Here is a 19264-nt window from a genome sequence, read left to right on the forward strand (position 1 = left end):
ACTTACTTCCAACTCCTTCCTTGACATTCCGAAATGTGATCAAATCCTAATTTATCTAGTAATGCTGGTAATTCTTCAATAATTGTCGGACATACGAACGGATCGATAAAGTTCGCTGTTCCAACTGCAACTGCGCTTGCGCCAGCGTAGAAGAATTCAATTACATCTTCCGCTGTTTCGATACCACCCATTCCGATAATCGGAATGTTAACCGCTTGGCTTACTTCATGTACCATACGAATCGCTACTGGCTTAATCGCAGGACCTGATAATCCGCCTGTACGGTTTGCTAAAATTGGTTTTGCAGTTTTTAAATCTAGACGCATACCAAGCAATGTATTAATCATCGTTAAACCGTCCGCACCCGCATTTTCAATTGCTTTTGCAATCTCCACAATGTTTGCCACGTTCGGTGACAATTTTACGTATACAGGTACTTCAGAAACCTCTTTTACTCGCTTCGTTAAATCAGCAGCAATTTCAGGATTCGTACCAAAAGCGATACCACCCGTTTTTACGTTTGGACAAGAAATATTTAATTCTAGCGCATGAACATTAGGTGCCTTTGAAATTTCCTTCGCAACTGCTACATAATCCTCAGCTTGTGAGCCAGCAACATTTGCAATAATCGGAAGATCAAATTGCTCGAGAAAAGGTAATTCAGAATTCATTACCTTTTCTAATCCAGGATTTTGAAGCCCGATTGCATTTAGCATTCCGCCTGGTGTTTCCGCAACACGAGGCGTTGGGTTTCCGTAACGAGGCTGTTCTGTTGTCGCTTTAATCATAATTGATCCAAGTACACTTAAATCATAGAACTGTGCATACTCACGACCAAATCCGAAGCAACCAGATGCTGGGATGATTGGATTTTTTAATGATAACCCTGGTAATTCAACTTGCAATCTGTTCATAGTAGAACCTCCCCGATTGGAAATACTGGTCCGTCGCTACACACCTTCTTGTAAGAATGTCCACTCGGATCTGCTTGTAAATGGCATACACAGGCGAAACATGCTCCAATGCCACAGCCCATACGCTCTTCTAATGAAATGTAGGCTTTTCTCTCTTTATAGCGTCCTTCTAATGCACGAAGCATCGCTAAAGGTCCACATGAATATAGAATGTCAAAGTCAATTCCATAGCTATCAATTACATCTGTTACAAAGCCCTCTGTACCGTGCGTACCATCAACTGTTGCAACATACGTATCACCAAGCTCTGCGAATTTCTCTTCATAGAAGACAACATCTTTCGTTTGGAAACCTAAGATGTGAATAACGCGTACTCCCTTTGCTACAAGACGCTGTGACAATTCATATAGTGGTGGTACACCAATTCCCCCTCCAACTAATAGAGCCGTTTGTCCAGCATCCGCTTCTTCTACAGGAAAACCATGTCCAAGTGGTCCTAACACATCTACAAGTTCACCTTGTTTTCTTTTCGCTAATGTTTTTGTTCCTTGTCCTTCGGCACGATATAGCATTGTAAATTCGTTTTTGTCTTGATCGACATTACAAATACTAATTGGGCGGCGCAGAAGGGGCGTAATGCCCTCTGCTACCTTAATGTGTACAAACTGCCCTGGATCGTTCATTTGCTGCACAAGATCCCCTTGAAGCACTAATTCGTAAATGTTTTTTGCGATTTCTTTTTGGTTAACGACGATCATATTTTGCTTTTGCATCATGCATGTACCACCTCGTGACGCTTCGTTTGCGTAATTTCTTTCATTGAATGAGCTGAGAATGTCATAGATTCTAGTACTCGTAAGATTGCTCTCGTTGTATCAAGTGATGTTAAGCAAGCCACACCATTTTCTACTGATTCACGGCGAATGCGGAAACCATCACGCGCTGGTTGTTTGCCTTTTGTTAATGTATTGATTACAAACTGTGCTTTTCCTTGACGGATAATATCAAGTAAGTTGTATTCTTCAGAATCAATTTTATTTACAACTTGCACTGGAATGTTTTGCTCTGCTAACGATTGTGCTGTTCCAGCTGTTGCTAATAAGTTATATCCGATTTCGTGGAAACGTTTTGCAATTTCCATTGCTTCTTCTTTATCTTTATCCGCTACAGTAATGATTACTGACCCGTGCGTTGGGATGTTAATTCCTGAAGCAACTAACCCTTTGTATAATGCTTTTTCAAGTGTTAAGTCTTTCCCCATTACTTCCCCTGTTGATTTCATTTCAGGTCCTAATGTTGTATCAACTGAACGTAGCTTCGCGAATGAGAATACCGGTGCTTTTACATACACTTCTTTCTCTTCTGGGTGATAACCAGTTCCATATCCTTGCTCTACAAGATCTTGACCTAAAATAACTTTCGTTGCAACATTCGCCATCGGTACGCCTGTAATTTTACTTAAGAATGGTACTGTACGGCTCGCACGTGGATTTACTTCAATTACATACACTTCATCTTTGAATACTACAAACTGAATGTTTAGTAATCCAACAATATTTAAACCTTTTCCAAGTGCAATTGTATGTTCAATAATTTGTTCTTTCAGTTTTTCAGATAAGCTTTGTGGTGGATATACTCCGATTGAGTCACCAGAGTGAACTCCAGCGCGTTCAATATGTTCCATAATACCTGGAATGAACACATTCTCACCATCTGAAATTGCATCTACTTCAATTTCTTTACCAACCATGTAACGGTCGATTAATACTGGGTGATCTGCGTGAACTTTAACCGCATTTTTCATGTAGTGCAGCAGTTCTTCTTGACGATATACGATTTCCATCGCGCGTCCACCTAGTACGTAAGATGGTCTTACTAATACTGGGTAACCAATTTTGTCAGCGATTGCTACCGCTTGCTCTACAGTCGTTGCTGTTTTACCAACTGGTTGCGGGATACCAAGCTGTGTTAAAGCTGCTTCAAACTTATCACGATCTTCTGCACGGTCTAAATCTTCAAGTGATGTTCCTAAGATTTTCACACCATGAGCCTCTAATTTAGCAGCTAAGTTAATTGCCGTTTGTCCACCGAATTGGACGATAACACCTTCTGGCTTTTCTAAATCGATAATGTGCATTACATCTTCAATTGTTAATGGTTCAAAGTATAATTTGTCAGAAATACTGAAGTCTGTTGAAACTGTTTCTGGATTGTTATTAACAATGATTGCCTCATATCCAGCTTCTTTAATTGCCCATACAGAGTGAACTGTTGCATAGTCAAACTCAACCCCTTGACCGATACGGATTGGACCAGACCCTAGTACTACAACACTCTTACGATCTGTTCTAACCGATTCATTCTCGTCACCATATGTGCTGTAGTAGTATGGTGTTGCAGATTCAAACTCTGCCGCACAAGTATCTACCATTTTATAAACAGGAGTTATATTGCTTTCTTTACGCATATCGTAAATTTCACGCTCTGTTTTGTTCCAAGCACTGGCGATGTAATGGTCACTGAAGCCCATTTCTTTTGCTGATTGTAATACTTCCATATTTCCTACACTTGCTTTTACTTCGCGTTCCATGTTTACGATATTTTCAACTTTTTGTAAGAAGAAGAAGTCCATTTCACACCAATCGTTGATTTCTTCTTTCGTTACACCTTGACGAATTGCTTCTGCTACAATAAACAGTCGCTCATCATCAGCTTTTATAATGCGTTTTTTCATTGTTTCTTTATTAAGCTCTTTTAAATGCTCTAACTCTAAGTGATAAACGCCAAGTTCTAAAGAACGGATCGCTTTTAATAATGATTGTTCTAAGTTACGTCCGATTGACATAACTTCACCAGTTGCCTTCATTTGTGTACCAAGTGTTCTGTTTGCTGATTCAAACTTATCAAATGGCCAACGTGGAATTTTTGAAACAACATAGTCTAATGCTGGCTCGAAGCAAGCGTATGTTTTTTGTGTTACTGGGTTTATAATTTCATCTAATGTTAAGCCAACTGCAATTTTCGCAGCTAATTTCGCAATTGGATATCCAGTTGCTTTAGATGCTAGTGCAGATGAACGACTTACACGCGGGTTTACTTCGATTACATAGTATTGGAAGCTATGTGGATCAAGTGCAAGCTGAACGTTACATCCACCTTCAATTCCTAATGCGCGAATAATTCTTAATGAAGTGTTTCGTAACATTTGATACTCACGGTCACTTAATGTTTGGCTCGGTGCTACAACGATAGAATCACCTGTGTGAACCCCAACTGGATCGATATTTTCCATGTTACATACTACAATCGCGTTATCATTCGAATCACGCATTACTTCATATTCAATTTCCTTACAACCAGCAATGCTCTTCTCTAATAAACATTGTGTTACTGGGCTATGTTTTAATCCACCTGATACGATTTCAATTAGTTCTTCTTCATTACTACAGATTCCGCCACCTGTTCCCCCCATTGTAAATGCTGGGCGAACAATAACTGGATAACCAATTTCTTTTACAAATTCATGTGCTTCTTCTAGCGTATGAATAATGGTACTAGATGGAATTGGTTCATTTAATTCTTGCATTAGTGTACGGAATAAATCACGATCTTCCGCTTGCTCGATTGCTGATAATTTTGTTCCTAAAATTTCAACTCCGCACTCTTCAAGTATGCCTGATTTCGCAAGTTCAACAGCCATATTTAGACCTGTTTGACCACCTAATGTTGGTAAGATTGCATCTGGACGTTCTTTACGAATGATACGGCTTACGAATTCTAATGTTAATGGTTCTATATATACTTTATCTGCTGTTGCAGTATCTGTCATAATTGTTGCTGGGTTAGAGTTAACAAGGATTACTTTGTAACCTTCTTCTCTAAGAGATTGACAAGCTTGTGTACCAGAGTAGTCAAACTCTGCTGCTTGCCCAATTACAATTGGTCCTGATCCGATTACTAAAATTGTGTTAATGTCTAGGCGTTTTGGCATAACTCTTCCCCTTCTTTCTTGAAGTTTTCAATCATTTCTAAGAAATCTTCGAATAAATCATTTGCATCTTCTGGTCCTGCTGAAGCTTCTGGATGGTATTGCACTGTAAATGCTGGGAACTTCGTATGACGAAGACCTTCTACTGTTCCATCATTTAAAGCAACATGTGTAATTTCAAGGTCTGTATTTTTAACTGATTCTTCTTCTACTGCGTAACCATGATTTTGAGATGTAATTGCTACTTTTCCAGTTGCAAGATGTTTTACTGGATGGTTTAAACCACGGTGACCGAATTTTAACTTACTTGTATTCGCACCAGATGCTAGAGCGAATAGTTGATGTCCTAAGCAAATTCCGAATAAAGGAACTTTACCGATAATGTCTTTTAACATTTCAATTGCTTCTGGTACATCTTTCGGATCTCCAGGTCCGTTACTTAACATAATTCCATCTGGGCTAAGGCGTAAAATTTCTTCTGCTGTTGTATTGTAAGGTACTACAATTACATCACAGTCACGTTTATTTAATTCTCGTAAAATACCATGTTTCATTCCGAAGTCTACAAGTACAACTCGGTGTCCACGGCCTGGGCTTGGGTATGGATCTTTCGTTGATACGCGTTTCACGTGATCTGTAAATACTGTCGCTTTTAATTGGCTTACGATGTATTCTACATCTGCATCCATGTTACATAGACGTCCACGTAATGTACCGTATTGACGAATTTTTCTCGTTAATTTTCTTGTATCAATTCCTGCTAACCCTGGGATATTTCTTTCTTTTAAGTAATCATTTAACGAAATTTCATTACGGAAGTTTGATGGATAATCACAAATTTCGTTTACGATTAAACCATTTACAGATGGGTGAATCGATTCAAAATCGTCACGGTTGATGCCGTAGTTTCCGATTAATGGGTACGTGAATGTTACGATTTGACCGCAATATGATGGATCAGATAATGTTTCTTGATATCCAGTCATTCCTGTTGTGAATACAACCTCACCTGACTTTTCAATTTCTCCTCCGAAACCTTTTCCAATTAATACTGTTCCATCTTCTAAGATAAGTTGTCTTTTCATACTAATGCACTCTCCTTTTGCCATGCGATCTTACCACCAACGATTGTCATTACCGGCCATCCTTGGCATTTCCAACCTGCGAATGGTGTATTTTTTCCTTTTGATAAGAATGTTGTTGGGTCAATCTCTTCTTCTTGTTCTAAGTCAATGATTGTAATATCAGCTGTTCTACCTTCTTTCAGGCGACCTGCTTCTAAGCTGAATGTATCAGCTGGCTTTTCTGTTAAGAATTGAATTAACTGCTCTAATGTAATAATTCCTTTTTTCACAAGGTGTGTGTATAGAAGTGGGAATGCTGTTTCAAAACCAGTAATTCCGAATGGTGCTCTTTCAATTCCTTGTGCTTTCTCTTCCGCTGTATGCGGTGCATGGTCAGTTGCGATCATATCGATCGTTCCATCTAGTAATCCTTCAATTAGTGCTGCGTGATCTTCTTTTCCACGAAGCGGTGGGTTCATTTTAAAGTTAGGATCAGCTGATGGGATATCATCTTCACATAACACTAAGTGATGAGGTGTTACTTCTGCTGTTACTTTAATTCCAGCGCGTTTCGCATCTCGAATTACGCGTACAGAACCTTTCGTACTTACGTGACATACGTGATAGTGACAATCGGCCGCTTCAGCAAGCAGTATATCCCTTGCAATATGTACAGATTCACATACTGATGGGATACCGTTTAATCCGTGTTTCTCAGAAAACTTCCCTTCATGTACACAACCTTTATTAATAAGAGTATTCTCTTCACAGTGTGCAACTACTGCCGTATTTAATTTCGCTGCACGCTTCATAGCAGCTAACATCATGCTAGCATCTTGTACGCCTACACCGTCATCAGTGAAAGCAAATGCTCCAAGTTCTTTTAATGTTTCGAAATCTGTCATTTCAGAACCAGCTTGGCGTACTGTAATTGCTCCGTATGGTAGTACGTTGACATGCGCTTTTTCTTTAATACGTTTTTGCAAGTCTTCCATATGTTCTCTGCAATCTGGTACTGGGCGTGTATTTGGCATTGCACAAATTGTAGTGAATCCACCTTTTGCCGCTGCTAGTGTACCTGTTTCAATTGTTTCTTTATGTTCACCACCTGGTTCACGAAGATGTACGTGTACATCTACTAATCCAGGTGCGATTAACTTTCCGTTCACATCGATTACTTCAGCATTATCTGCCGTAATATTTTCTGCTACCTTAGCGATTTTACCGTCTTGTACGAGAAGATCTGTTACTACGATTTTTCCTTCTTCATTCATATAACGACCATTTTTAAACAAGTAATTCATGTTTCATTCCTCCTAATACATTTGGTAAGGCGCGTTTTAGTACAGCCATTCTTACGTAAACTCCATTTTCCATTTGTTTAAATATGCGTGAACGCTCACACTCAACAAGTTCACTTGCAATTTCAACATTACGGTTTACAGGAGCTGGATGCATAATAATGCTTCCTTCTTTCATACGCTTTTCTCTTTCCACTGTTAATCCGTGTTTCTCATGATACTCTTTCATAATGTCTGTTTCATAATGATCATGACGCTCATGTTGTACACGAAGTAACATCATTACATCCACTTCTGAAACAAGTTCATCTAATGGTTTGTATGTTCCAAATGTGCTGTCTTCATCTTTCCACTCTTCTGGACTTGCAAAGTAAATTGTTGCACCCAGTTTCGTTAATGCTTCTGCATTAGAACGTGCTACTCGGCTATGACGAACATCTCCTACTATCGCAATCTTTAATCCTTCAAATCTTCCAAACTCTTGTTTAATTGTAAGAAGATCGAGTAGGCACTGCGTTGGGTGGTTTCCACATCCATCTCCAGCGTTTAAGATTGGGATATTTACCTGATCTTTTAGTTCATCGAAGTAGCGATCTTGCTCATGGCGGACGATCACCGCTTTTGTTCCGATTGATTCTAGTGTTCTTATCGTATCGTATAAAGTTTCTCCTTTTTGTACGCTAGATGCATCCGCTGAAAAGTTTAAAACTTCAAGTCCTAATCTCTTCTCAGCAACTTCAAAGCTAAATCTCGTTCTCGTACTATTCTCAAAGAACAAGTTCGCAACAAAAGTTTGCTCTGTCGGTTTGCTCTCTTTTCCATTCGCGAAATCTTCTGCGTCTTTTAGGATTTCTGAAATTTCTACTTCCGATAATTCACTCATCGTTAACAAATGGCTCATCGTCATCCCTCATCTTTCTGATTTTTATGTTACCACTTTTGTATTTTTATAACAACATTTGCATAAAAATACCCTAGTCGTGTGAGACTAGGGTGCAAGAAAGAAGCCACCCTTTCCGGTCTCACAGGACTGAATTAAAAGGTTATTATTATGAAGCAATCTGCTTAGATTGTTTTATTTGTTTCGTTTCCGGTAGTAGTAGATTTAATAGTACACCTACAATTGCTGCTAGTGCCATTCCTTCTACTTGGAACGATTCTCCTACTTGCAGTACCGCTCCACCAATACCGATTACTAGTATTACTGATGCAATCATTAAGTTTCGTTTGTCACTTAGGTCCGTTTTCTCATCTACCATCATGCGTAATCCACTTGATGCGATTACACCGAATAGTAAGATTGATACTCCACCCATAACCGGTGTTGGGATCGAATGAATCAGTGCCGAAATCTTACCGATAAATCCGAACATGATTGCGAACACTGCTGAGCCGATGAATAAGTATACGCTGTATGCTCTCGTAATTGCTAGCACACCAATGTTTTCACCATACGTTGTATTCGGTGGTCCACCGATTAGTGATGCAATTAATGTTGCTATACCATCACCGAATATCGAGCGATGTAAGCCTGGTTTTTCAATTAAATCTCTTTTAATAACATTTCCAAGTACAATTTGATGTCCGATATGCTCTGAAATTGTTACTAGTGCAACTGGTACCATCAAGAGTACAATCTTCCACGAAAACTCCGGAGTATATGTTACAAATGGCACTGTGAAATCTGGTACAACAAACCATTTTGCCTCAGCCACCGGCTTTAAATTTACTAGCCCTTGGAAGTAAGCGAAGATATATCCGCCGATAATGCCCAGTAGCACTGGTATGATACTGAAAAATCCTCTTCCGAATATAGAGCAGATAATTGTAATTGCTAATGTTACTAATGCTACTGAAAAGTGTGTAAAGCTATATTTGCCATCCGCACCGTTCATCGCCATGTTAACTGCTGTATGTGCTAAAGCGAGACCGATTACCATTACGACTGGACCAACTACGATTGGCGGAAGTAATTTCATAATCCACTCTGATCCTGACTTCTTAATTCCGAGTGAGATTAAGATATACACAAGCCCTGCTAGCAAACCACCGAGCATTGCTGCTCCAGGTCCACCTGCTGTTTTCGCTGTTATAATCGGTGCGATAAAGGCGAATGATGATCCTAGATAGGCAGGTACTTGACCTTTCGTTATAAGAAGAAACGCTAGCGTTCCTAATCCACTTGATATTAATGCTACTGACGGATTCAATCCTGTTAAAAACGGAACAAGCACTGTTGATCCAAACATCGCGAACAAATGTTGTATACTTAAAAATAACCATTTTCCCGGCTTCGGTACTTCATTAACGTCTAATACTGGCTTTTGTTCCATTGTTACATCCTCCTTCAGTTTAAATCTTTGCAATAAAAAAACTCTTTGTGCCTGTGCACAAAGAGTCCTACACTTTCGTATGCCAAATTTGACATATGAAAGCCAAGACCCTTTGGCAGCCTCACAGGACTACATTTAAAAGGGCTTTACTTATCGTATATGCTTACTCGATCTTGTTGATCTGTCTCTTGCAAATCAACTTCGATACGCTCTTCACTTGATGTTGGAATGTTCTTTCCTACATAATCAGCGCGAATTGGTAGTTCACGATGACCTCTATCAACAAGAACCGCCAGTTGGATTTGTGATGGTCTACCTAAATCCATAAGAGCATCCATTGCTGCTCGAACTGTTCTTCCTGTATATAATACATCATCCACAAGGATAACTTTTTTCTTCGTAATATCTACAGGGATATCAGAACCTTTTACAAGTGGTTCTTCATTTTTCGATTGTAGTGTTAGATCATCACGATATAACGTAATATCTAGCTCTCCAACTTCCATTTCTTTTCCTTCAATTTGACCAATTCGTTCTGCCAAACGTTGTGCAATAAAAATTCCACGCGTTTTAATTCCGACAAGAACACAATTATCGACACCTTTATTTCGTTCCACGATTTCATGACTAATTCGTGTTAAAGCGCGGCGAATCATTTGGTCATCTAAAACGACAGCTTTCTCTTGCATGCTCTACACCTCCAAGCTTTTTTCTTGCGTGAGAGTAATGGTATAAAAAAAGTCCTCTCAGCGTGTGCGAGAGGACTTTTGAAAAAAGGGTACAACATACCCTATGCATTTCAAACCGTTACCTTCTCAACCTCACGGGGCTGTGTTAAAGGATCATTATTTAACTGTTGTCAGTATCTCAGTTTTCTTATGATTTGTCAATACTATTTCCGTAAAATATTTAATGCGTCTTCAAACACTTCTGGAATCGGTGCCTCAAACTGAATATATTCACCAGTACGGGGATGGTCAAACCCTAAAATACCTGCGTGAAGTGCTTGTCCATTCATGTCTAATGTTTTCTTCGGACCATACTTCGGATCTCCTGCAAGTGGATAGCCAATATATTTCATATGAACACGAATTTGGTGCGTACGTCCCGTTTCTAAGCGACATTCTACAAGTGTAAAATCTTTAAAGCGTTCTAACACTTGGAAGTGCGTAACAGCATTCTTACCATTTTCATCAACTGTCATGCTTTGACGTTCTTTCTTATCGCGACCAATTGGTGCATCGATCGTTCCTTTATCATGCGGAATCACACCGTGTACAATCGCTTTGTAACGTCTTGTTACTGTTTTTGCTACAAGTTGATTTACAAGTGACTCATGCGCCACATCATTTTTAGCAACCATTAATAGTCCAGATGTATCTTTATCAATACGATGCACAATACCAGGACGCATTACACCGTTAATACCTGACAGGTCTGTACAATGGTGCATAAGTCCGTTTACAAGCGTACCGCTTGTATGCCCTGGAGCTGGATGTACAACCATACCACGTGGCTTATTTACAACGAGTACATCTGCATCTTCATAATAAATTTCTAAGCCCATATCTTCTGCTTGGATATTTAACTCTTCTGGATCAGGAATCGTTACTGTAATTTCATCGTTTTCTTTAACTTTATAATTCACTTTTACCGATTTTCCATTAACTGTAACGACATCATCTTTAATCCATTGTTGTACTTGTGAACGTGACCATTCACTGTTTATTTCTGCAACGAATTTATCAATTCGCTCACTTTTTTGTTCTTCTGCAACTGTTACTTGTACTACTTCACTCATTCAATTACTCCTTCGTTTTCTTGCCTTCTAATAATGTTTGAATAATAATTAATACAACACCAATACATAATGCTGAATCAGCTATATTGAATACTGGATAGTTGTACGAGAAAATATACACGTGAATGAAATCCACTACTTCTTGTCTAAATACACGATCAATGAAATTACCAATTGCTCCGCCTAATATTAGACCTAATGAAATCCCTAGAAGTTTGTCTGTTTTCGCATATTTTTGCATATAAATTACGATAAATACTACAAAAACGACTGTAATAATGTAGAAAAACCACATTTTATTTTCTAAAATCCCCCAGGCAGCTCCTCTATTTCGATGTGATGTTATGTATAATACATTATCGATAATCGGAATGCTCGTACCCAATTCCATGTTCTTTACAATTAGCCATTTCGATATTTGATCGATGGCAATGACAAATAACGCTATTACATAATATATCATTTTCATTTCCCCCACAAAGACAGTGTACCTCAAAATTTTAGCATAGCTGCAACCTTTTCACAATGAACCTTTATAGAAGAATAAAATAAATTTAAAAAAGGTAATATAATATCGTTGTGCGCATTCATACATTTACTTTTTCATAGAAAAATTCATGAATGGTACGGGCAGTCGGCATCGTCTTCATTTGTTTTACCGAAATTGCTCTCCCCGTTTCTTCACAAATACCATACATATCTATCTCCATTTTAAATAATGCACGTTCTACATCTTTTAAGTCCTCTTTTATATCATGTAATAGGAGTTTTTTCTTTATCTCTTCCTTAATTTCATATCCAAGCTCTTCGCTAAACTCTGTATCATATTTGTGCATGACCTCTTTAGCTAGCCTCTCTTGTAACTCTTTTCGCATCAATTGCAATTCTTCTTTGATTTCCATATACATTTCATTCACGTGTACATTCCTCCCAGCTGCAATGTACGATTAGTGTGTCCGAAATTTCTATGCTTACCTCACACACATTTTTCCTTCATAGGAAAGAGAGTGAAAGTTATTTTAATATATCATCAATAAAAAAACTGACTGTACTTATGCACAGTCAGTTTTTTTATTATTTTACATAGTTTTCTTTAACAACTGTTGCACAACGCTCACATAATGTTGCATGTTCAGCATCTTTACCAATTGTTTCTGAAACTACCCAACAACGTTCACATGTTTCACCAGTTGCTTGAGCAACAACAACCGCTGTATGCTCATATTTTGGCGCATCTGCTGGCGCTTCTTCCATCATACCACCAAGTTTATACTCAGAAACGATGAATAATTGCTTCAAGTCTTCGCTAATAGACTCTAACATAGTTTTCATTTCTACAGTCGGATATAGCGTAATACTTGCATTTAATGACTTACCGATTACTTTCTCATTACGAGCTACTTCTAACGCTTTTAATACGTCATCACGCAGCGTCATAAATGCATCCCATTTTGTTTTTAATGCTTCCGCACCATCTAATTGTACAGCTTCTGGCATGTTAGTTAGTTGTACACTTTCTTCTGTTACACCTGGAATGTATGGCCATACTTCATCAGCTGTATGCGGTAAGATTGGTGTTACAAGTTTCGTCAATGCAACAAGAACATCATATAATACAGTTTGAATTGCACGACGATCTTCATGGTTTGCACCTTCAATGTATAAAATGTCTTTTGCAAAGTCTAAGTAGAATGAACTTAAATCAATTGTACAGAAGTTATGAATTGCATGATACACAGCAGCGAAGTCGTATGTTTCATATGCTTCTTTTACTTTTGTAATTAAGTCATTTAATTTCACTAACATGTAACGATCTACTTCACGAAGTTCAGCTACAGCTACTGTATTTTCACTTGGCTTAAAGTCATCTAAGTTTCCTAATAAGAAACGGAATGTGTTACGGATTTTACGATACACTTCTGCTACTTGTTTTAAAATATCATCTGAAATACGTACATCAGATTGATAGTCAACAGAAGATACCCATAAGCGTAAAATATCTCCACCTAATTGATCCATAATTTTCTTCGGTACGACGATGTTTCCAATCGACTTACTCATTTTACGTCCTTCACCATCTAATACGAAACCATGGCTTAGTACGCCTTTATATGGAGCTTTACCTGTTACAGCAACTGCTGTTGATAATGAAGAGTTAAACCAACCACGATACTGGTCAGATCCTTCTAAATATAAATCAGCTGGACGTTGTAAGTCTTCGCGCTCTTCTAATACTGCTTGGTGAGAAGAACCTGAATCGAACCATACATCCATGATGTCTGTTTCTTTACGGAATTCACCATTTGGGCTACCTGTATGTGTAAATCCTTCTGGTAATAGATCTTTCGCTTCACGCTCAAACCATACGTTAGAACCGTGCTCACGGAATAAATCTGCTACATGGTTAATTGTTTCATCTGTAATAATTGGATCACCATTCTCTGCATAGAATACAGGGATTGGTACACCCCATGCACGCTGACGAGAAATACACCAGTCACCACGGTCACGAACCATATTATGAAGACGAGTTTCTCCCCATGCTGGTACCCATTTTGTTTCCGCAACAGCTTCTAATAATTCTTTACGGAACGCTTCAATAGATGCAAACCACTGTGCTGTCGCACGGAAAATAATTGGTTTTTTCGTTCTCCAATCATGTGGGTATGAATGCGTAATGAATGTTAGTTTCAGTAACGCGCCTACTTCTTCTAATTTTTCTGCAATTGGCTTGTTAGCTTTATCATAGAATAAGCCTTCAAATCCAGGTGCTTCATTTGTTAATACACCTTTATCATCAACTGGGCAAAGTACTTCTAATCCATACTTTTTACCAACAACGAAGTCATCTTCCCCGTGCCCTGGTGCTGTATGAACACAACCTGTACCTGCATCTGTTGTTACGTGATCTCCTAGCATAACTAATGAATCACGATCGTAGAATGGATGTTTTGCAACTGTATACTCAAGTTCGCTACCTTTTACCGTTTTCACAACTTCAGCATTTTCCCACTCTAACATTTTTGCAACTGTCTCAAATAGTTCAGAAGCAATAATATATTTTTCATCATTTACTTTTACAATAGCGTATTCAAGTTCTGGGTGAACAGAAATACCTAAGTTTGCAGGTAACGTCCAAGGTGTTGTTGTCCAGATAATGAATTTCTCATCACCTTCTAATACGTTCTTTCCATCTTTTACAGGGAATGCTACGTAAATAGATGCTGATTTTTTATCTTGGTATTCAATTTCAGCTTCTGCTAAAGCTGATTCACTCGTTGGAGACCAGTAAACTGGTTTTTGTCCTTTATAAATATAACCTTTTTTCGCCATATCACCGAACACTTTAATTTGTTGCGCTTCATAAGCCGGCTCTAAAGTAATATATGGGTTATCCCAATCTGCACGTACACCTAGACGCTTAAATTGTTCACGTTGACGTTCTACTTGTTCATATGCATACTCTGCACATAACTTACGGAACTCAGCAACTGTCATTTCTTTACGCTTTACACCTTTATTTGTTAAAGCTTGCTCAATTGGTAAACCGTGTGTATCCCAACCTGGTACATATGGTGCGCAGTAACCAGTCATTGATTTATAACGAACAATAAAGTCTTTTAACACTTTATTTAATGCATGTCCCATATGAATGTCACCATTCGCATATGGAGGTCCATCATGCAGTACAAATAAAGGACGACCTTTCGTATGTTCTTGTACCTTTTCATAAATATTCATTTCAGCCCACTGTTCTTGCATTGCAGGCTCACGTTTTGGTAAATTCCCACGCATTGGGAACTCTGTTTTTGGCATTAGTAATGTATTTTTGTACTCCATGCTCAATTCCTCCTTACATGTATAAAAGAAACACTTAAAAAACGGAATAAAAAAGAGACCTTCTCATCCCAAAAAGGGACGAGAAAGTCTCCCGCGGTACCACCCTAGTAGATCCTATACGTATGTATACAATCCTCTTTATATTCTTAACGCGAATATACGCCTACGCTTACTCTATTTGTTCAGCGCGGAACTCCAGGGTGATATTCCCATTATCTCCTTATCCTGAGCTTACACCATCCTCAGTTCGCTATATAAGGTTTGAAAAGGTACTTATCCCTATCTTCGTTTTTCTTAATAAATATGTTGTTTAAAATTATATGTAATAATGAGAAAAACGTCAAGCTTACACTGTTTCTTCTTTTTTCAACAGTTCATCTACTTCGTCTTCTAACTCAATTAGTTTATCCCAATCATCGTTGTTTAACATTTCAAGCTGTGTTTCTAATAACATACGGAAACGAGTGCGGAATACTTTCGCTTGTTTCTTTAGCTCTTCAATATCAAAAGCAACTTTTCTTGATTTTACTAACGCTTCGTTAATAATACGGTCTGCATTCTTTTCTGCTTCACGTACGATTAATTTTGCTTCTTTTTGCGCATTACGTTTTACTTCTTCCGCTGCTTCTTGTGCAACGATGATAGATTTGTTTAACGTATCTTCAATATTAGAGAAATGATCTAACTTCCCTTCTAATTGCGCAACTTTTTCTTCTAAAGCTTTTTTCTCACGAATGACTAATTCATAATCTTTGATAATTTGATCAAGAAACTCATTTACTTGATCTTCATCATAGCCACGGAATCCGCGACCAAATTCTTTGTTATGAATATCTAATGGTGTTAACGGCACAACGCCACCTCCAAGTAGTTATCTAAATTTCCTCTTTCAATTATATCTTTTCTTCGACAAAATAGGAGGATTTCCTTCTAAAAAACCAATCATTTTAGTATACCATACAAAATTCTCCATTTGTCGCGCTTTGTTCTACCTTCTACAGAAAACAATTTACTTCGTCCATATCCTCTTACTGAAAAAACATCTCCTGGATAACATTCATAAGAAGTTTGCTCCACTGTTTTCCAATTAACTTTTACTAAACCATTTTTTATGAAAGGTTGTACTTTTTGTCTGGATATATGTAACATTTCAGCTAACATAACATCTAAACGAAGTGAAGAAACCGTTCCAGATTTCTCTCCCCACGTTTCTTGCATCTGTAGAATTTTTTCTCCTTGCACTGGTGATAAGGAGACTTTCACTTTTGCTATAGATTGTAAGTTCATCTCAATATAAGATACAACTTCTTTCGCGACTACAATTTGGGCACGATCTTCTTGAAGCAAAATATCACCACATTTTTCTCTCGTTAAACCGAGAGACATAAATGTACCTAATATTTGCCTATGTTCTAGCGTATAAAACTTGGAAGGATAGTCAATTTCCAATACTTCTACTTGAAATTCCTCTTCATTCACTACTAGATAGTCCGGATAAATGAGTGCTCTCTTACGCTCTGCATGAGGCGTTGCACCATCAAACTGTACAGCAACATCCCCTTGTCCTATTACCATAGTGACAATTTGTTGTTGTCTTGGATCAAGGAAGTCTGTTAACTTCACTTGATGGTACTCCGCTGCTCGCTTCCACTCTAACACCTTATCCACAAAGACCTCTTCATCGGGTCTGAAATGTTCATAGATGCTCATTTATTTAACCTCTTACTATAAGAAATAGTTGAATATACTTATTAAACCATTCGTAGCAAGCTTTAACGTGAAAATCGCAACGAGTGGAGAGATATCAATCATACCAAGCGGCGGAATAAATCTGCGAAATGGTTCTAAATACGGTTCACAAATACGCGCAAGAATATCTCCGAAAGTTGATTCCTTTGCACCCGGGAACCATGATAGGAGAATGTAAATAATAAGTGCCCACGAGTAAATCTCGATAGCATAAACTAAAAGCCTTAAAACTGTTTCCATGGCGTATTACCACCTCTTTATATTTGTGTCTTCTTCTTCACCGAATAACTCTGAAATTGCACCAACAATATCTACATTTTCAGGTGTACACATAAATGTTTTCGGTCCTATTTTTTGAATATCCCCGCCTATAGCGTATACAGTACCACTTAAAAAGTCAACGATACGTACAGCTTGATCAGTAGACATTCGTTGTAAATTAATCACAACAGCTCGTCTACCTTTTAAATGGTCCGAAATCCCTTGCGCTTCCGAATATGTGCGTGGTTCTAATAAAACAACTTTTGAAGATTGCTTTGCCGTTTCAATGCTCACAACATTTTGTTTCGGTTGCGCTTTTGGAAACGTAACATCTTGTTGTTCTGGCGGATCTTGCTGCTTCTTCATGTCTGTTTGCTCCTTTTCATAACTATATTGAGCTGCTTCTTTTTCTTCCGGTGTATCAAAAAAGAAGTATTTTACTTTTGACCAACTCATAATAAGATTCTCCTTCCTTTTACGCTTTTCCTACTAAAATCGTCCCCAAACGAATATATGTAGCACCTTCTTCAATTGCAATCGTGTAATCATTAGACATTCCCATTGATAATTCTTTACATGGCGCATGTAATAATTCTAGCTCCTGCACCTCTGTTTGTAGCATACGTAACTCCTTAAAACAGCGTCTGATTTCGTCCTCTTCTTCTGTAAACGGAGCCATTGTCATTAGTCCAACCACTTCAATCTTATCCAATTCTTGCAAACTTTGAATGAAAGAAACGGTTTCTTCTATTGCCAATCCTTGCTTTGATTCTTCAGATGATGTTTTCACTTGAATAAAACATTTCACTTTCTTATCAGCACGTTTTTGAATTTCTTTTGCAAGTGAAAGTCGATCTAACGAATGTAAATAATCAATTTCATTAATGATTTCTTTTACTTTTCTCGTTTGTAATGATCCAATAAAATGCCAATTCACTTTTGAACCGAAATGTTCGTACTTCTGTAAGAAACCTTCATTTCTATTTTCACCTAAATCGCTAATTCCAGCTTCAATTACTTCGTTTGTCTTTTCAATTCCTACCGTTTTTGTAACTGCAACGAGTTTAATATCTTGCAAAGAACGTCCCGCTCGTGCGCAAGATTGTTTAATTTCTTCGTTTACAGTTGTTAAATTTTTTTGTACTGTCACTTGCTTTCTCCTCCTTAAAACCTATGAAACTCAACATTCTCCCCGTCTTACCTTGATCACGACGATGAGAGAAAAATAGTTGTTTTTCACAGCTTGTACAAAGAGATGACATTACAATATTCTCTTCTTTTATGCCTGCTTGTACACATAATATACGATTAATTTCTTTTAAATTAATTGCGTACTGCCCATCAGAAATTTTTTTATAAGGGACAGAACCGTTTACTACTTGCTCTGCTGCTGTTAACACTCTATCATCAACAACGTAACAACAAGACCCAATTGCTGGTCCAATTGCAACATGAATTTCATCGCTTGAAACCCCTTCTGCATTCCATTTTTGAATCATTTCCTTTGCAATCTCTTTTACAGTCCCTTTCCATCCAGCATGCGCAAGTCCTATCATACCATGTGATGGCGCATAAAAATAGAGTGGAACACAATCCGCGTAACATGATGTTAGAAGAACATCATTATTAGTCGTATAAATGCCATCTGTTTTTGAAATGCCGTCTTCATATGAATAGACGCCACTTCCTTTTTCCTGTTGTCCTACTTTTTCAACATGATGATCATGAACTTGTTCAGAGCAAATCCAGTTTTCTAATGGTTTTTGTAACTTATTTGCTAAAATGCGTCTGTTTTCATGAACATTCTCCACGATATCATTCACATGTAATCCTAAATTCATCGCATGAAAGGAGCCCGTACTTACCCCATCATCTTTTGTCGTAAATCCAGCAGTAATGTTTCCAAGTTCTTTCCACGCTTGTAAATACAATATACCGTCCACATATTTAAATGGTTCTCTCATAACAAAGCGGCTCCTTTTAATTAAAATAACATAAAAAAGCATGGTACTT

At 38.0% G+C, this 19264-nt stretch carries 18 protein-coding genes and 1 other annotated feature; all 18 genes read right to left on the reverse strand.

Translation table 11 applies throughout. From position 1 onward, the window contains the following. Positions 1-2: 2 nt before the first annotated feature. The 18 genes from pyrD to pgeF all read right to left on the reverse strand — a co-directional run bounded on the left by pyrD (position 3) and on the right by pgeF (position 19215). The gene (gene pyrD / locus MKX31_RS17350) at positions 3-914 is read right to left on the reverse strand and encodes a dihydroorotate oxidase B catalytic subunit (protein ID WP_340981368.1); all 912 of its coding nucleotides are present in this window, start codon (positions 912-914) and stop codon (positions 3-5) included. Then, positions 911-1690: a dihydroorotate oxidase B electron transfer subunit gene (pyrK, locus tag MKX31_RS17355; RefSeq protein WP_098110651.1), complete on the reverse strand. Its 780-nt coding sequence runs from the start codon at positions 1688-1690 to the stop codon at positions 911-913. The genes pyrD and pyrK overlap by 4 nt, the downstream gene beginning before the upstream one ends. Continuing rightward, positions 1687-4905 (reverse strand): carbamoyl-phosphate synthase large subunit, encoded by a 3219-nt coding sequence (gene carB, locus MKX31_RS17360; RefSeq protein ID WP_064474983.1) that lies wholly within the window; start codon positions 4903-4905, stop codon positions 1687-1689. The genes pyrK and carB overlap by 4 nt, the downstream gene beginning before the upstream one ends. Then, the gene (locus tag MKX31_RS17365) at positions 4890-5987 is read right to left on the reverse strand and encodes a carbamoyl phosphate synthase small subunit (protein ID WP_242288652.1); all 1098 of its coding nucleotides are present in this window, start codon (positions 5985-5987) and stop codon (positions 4890-4892) included. Before MKX31_RS17365 ends, carB begins: the two co-directional genes overlap by 16 nt. Continuing rightward, positions 5984-7270, reverse strand: coding sequence for a dihydroorotase (gene pyrC, locus MKX31_RS17370; protein WP_088047260.1), 1287 nt, complete (start codon positions 7268-7270; stop codon positions 5984-5986). Before pyrC ends, MKX31_RS17365 begins: the two co-directional genes overlap by 4 nt. Next, positions 7254-8168 carry an aspartate carbamoyltransferase gene (pyrB, locus tag MKX31_RS17375; protein WP_088047259.1) on the reverse strand — a complete coding sequence of 305 codons (915 nt, stop codon included), beginning with the start codon at positions 8166-8168 and terminating at the stop codon, positions 7254-7256. The genes pyrC and pyrB overlap by 17 nt, the downstream gene beginning before the upstream one ends. 148 nt (positions 8169-8316) lie before the next feature. Next, on the reverse strand, positions 8317-9600 hold the full coding sequence (uraA, locus tag MKX31_RS17380) for a uracil permease (RefSeq protein ID WP_064474979.1): 1284 nt from the start codon (positions 9598-9600) through the stop codon (positions 8317-8319). 146 nt (positions 9601-9746) lie between these two features. Beyond that, positions 9747-10289: a bifunctional pyrimidine operon transcriptional regulator/uracil phosphoribosyltransferase gene (pyrR, locus tag MKX31_RS17385; RefSeq protein ID WP_001156490.1), complete on the reverse strand. Its 543-nt coding sequence runs from the start codon at positions 10287-10289 to the stop codon at positions 9747-9749. 203 nt (positions 10290-10492) lie between these two features. Next, entirely contained in the window at positions 10493-11401 is a 909-nt protein-coding gene (locus MKX31_RS17390) for an RluA family pseudouridine synthase (protein ID WP_088047257.1), read from the reverse strand. A 4-nt stretch (positions 11402-11405) separates the two neighbouring features. After that, the gene (lspA, locus tag MKX31_RS17395) at positions 11406-11864 is read right to left on the reverse strand and encodes a lipoprotein signal peptidase LspA (protein WP_000642186.1); all 459 of its coding nucleotides are present in this window, start codon (positions 11862-11864) and stop codon (positions 11406-11408) included. Between the two features lie 124 nt (positions 11865-11988). Then, entirely contained in the window at positions 11989-12318 is a 330-nt protein-coding gene (locus MKX31_RS17400) for a hypothetical protein (RefSeq protein WP_001004658.1), read from the reverse strand. Positions 12319-12475: 157 nt separating this feature from the next. After that, positions 12476-15241: an isoleucine--tRNA ligase gene (gene ileS2 / locus MKX31_RS17405; RefSeq protein ID WP_098110653.1), complete on the reverse strand. Its 2766-nt coding sequence runs from the start codon at positions 15239-15241 to the stop codon at positions 12476-12478. Between the two features lie 71 nt (positions 15242-15312). After that, positions 15313-15536 (reverse strand) — a binding site (T-box leader). 51 nt (positions 15537-15587) lie between these two features. After that, positions 15588-16094, reverse strand: a complete 507-nt coding sequence (divIVA, locus tag MKX31_RS17410; RefSeq protein ID WP_001131609.1) for a septum site-determining protein DivIVA — start codon at positions 16092-16094, stop codon at positions 15588-15590. Between the two features lie 89 nt (positions 16095-16183). Then, complete coding sequence (locus MKX31_RS17415; protein WP_088047255.1) at positions 16184-16951, reverse strand: YlmH family RNA-binding protein; 768 nt, start codon at positions 16949-16951, stop codon at positions 16184-16186. Positions 16952-16966: 15 nt separating this feature from the next. After that, positions 16967-17230: a YggT family protein gene (locus MKX31_RS17420; protein ID WP_064474975.1), complete on the reverse strand. Its 264-nt coding sequence runs from the start codon at positions 17228-17230 to the stop codon at positions 16967-16969. Between the two features lie 6 nt (positions 17231-17236). After that, on the reverse strand, positions 17237-17707 hold the full coding sequence (locus tag MKX31_RS17425) for a cell division protein SepF (RefSeq protein WP_064474974.1): 471 nt from the start codon (positions 17705-17707) through the stop codon (positions 17237-17239). Between the two features lie 19 nt (positions 17708-17726). Then, a complete protein-coding gene (locus MKX31_RS17430) occupies positions 17727-18401 on the reverse strand; it encodes a YggS family pyridoxal phosphate-dependent enzyme (RefSeq protein ID WP_064474973.1) in 675 nt (224 codons plus the stop codon). Further along, a complete protein-coding gene (pgeF, locus tag MKX31_RS17435) occupies positions 18358-19215 on the reverse strand; it encodes a peptidoglycan editing factor PgeF (protein WP_098110654.1) in 858 nt (285 codons plus the stop codon). The genes MKX31_RS17430 and pgeF overlap by 44 nt, the downstream gene beginning before the upstream one ends. Between the last annotated feature and the right edge of the window lie 49 nt (positions 19216-19264).

Origin of the sequence: Bacillus sp. FSL M8-0063, from assembly GCF_038005545.1 — a bacterium.
GTDB lineage: Bacteria > Bacillota > Bacilli > Bacillales > Bacillaceae_G > Bacillus_A > Bacillus_A wiedmannii.

Bases quoted from the DNA above. Each gene is read 5' to 3' on its own strand.
- carB (WP_064474983.1), bottom strand. From the start codon at position 4,905: ATGCCAAAACGCCTAGACATTAACACAATTTTAGTAATCGGATCAGGA.
- uraA (WP_064474979.1), bottom strand. From the start codon at position 9,600: ATGGAACAAAAGCCAGTATTAGACGTTAATGAAGTACCGAAGCCGGGA.
- pyrD (WP_340981368.1), bottom strand. From the start codon at position 914: ATGAACAGATTGCAAGTTGAATTACCAGGGTTATCATTAAAAAATCCA.
- pgeF (WP_098110654.1), bottom strand. From the start codon at position 19,215: ATGAGAGAACCATTTAAATATGTGGACGGTATATTGTATTTACAAGCG.
- ileS2 (WP_098110653.1), bottom strand. From the start codon at position 15,241: ATGGAGTACAAAAATACATTACTAATGCCAAAAACAGAGTTCCCAATG.
- lspA (WP_000642186.1), bottom strand. From the start codon at position 11,864: ATGATATATTATGTAATAGCGTTATTTGTCATTGCCATCGATCAAATA.
- MKX31_RS17425 (WP_064474974.1), bottom strand. From the start codon at position 17,707: ATGAGTTGGTCAAAAGTAAAATACTTCTTTTTTGATACACCGGAAGAA.
- pyrR (WP_001156490.1), bottom strand. From the start codon at position 10,289: ATGCAAGAGAAAGCTGTCGTTTTAGATGACCAAATGATTCGCCGCGCT.
- MKX31_RS17365 (WP_242288652.1), bottom strand. From the start codon at position 5,987: ATGAAAAGACAACTTATCTTAGAAGATGGAACAGTATTAATTGGAAAA.
- pyrB (WP_088047259.1), bottom strand. From the start codon at position 8,168: ATGAGCCATTTGTTAACGATGAGTGAATTATCGGAAGTAGAAATTTCA.
- MKX31_RS17390 (WP_088047257.1), bottom strand. From the start codon at position 11,401: ATGAGTGAAGTAGTACAAGTAACAGTTGCAGAAGAACAAAAAAGTGAG.
- MKX31_RS17415 (WP_088047255.1), bottom strand. From the start codon at position 16,951: ATGAGCATCTATGAACATTTCAGACCCGATGAAGAGGTCTTTGTGGAT.
- MKX31_RS17420 (WP_064474975.1), bottom strand. From the start codon at position 17,230: ATGGAAACAGTTTTAAGGCTTTTAGTTTATGCTATCGAGATTTACTCG.
- pyrC (WP_088047260.1), bottom strand. From the start codon at position 7,270: ATGAATTACTTGTTTAAAAATGGTCGTTATATGAATGAAGAAGGAAAA.
- pyrK (WP_098110651.1), bottom strand. From the start codon at position 1,690: ATGATGCAAAAGCAAAATATGATCGTCGTTAACCAAAAAGAAATCGCA.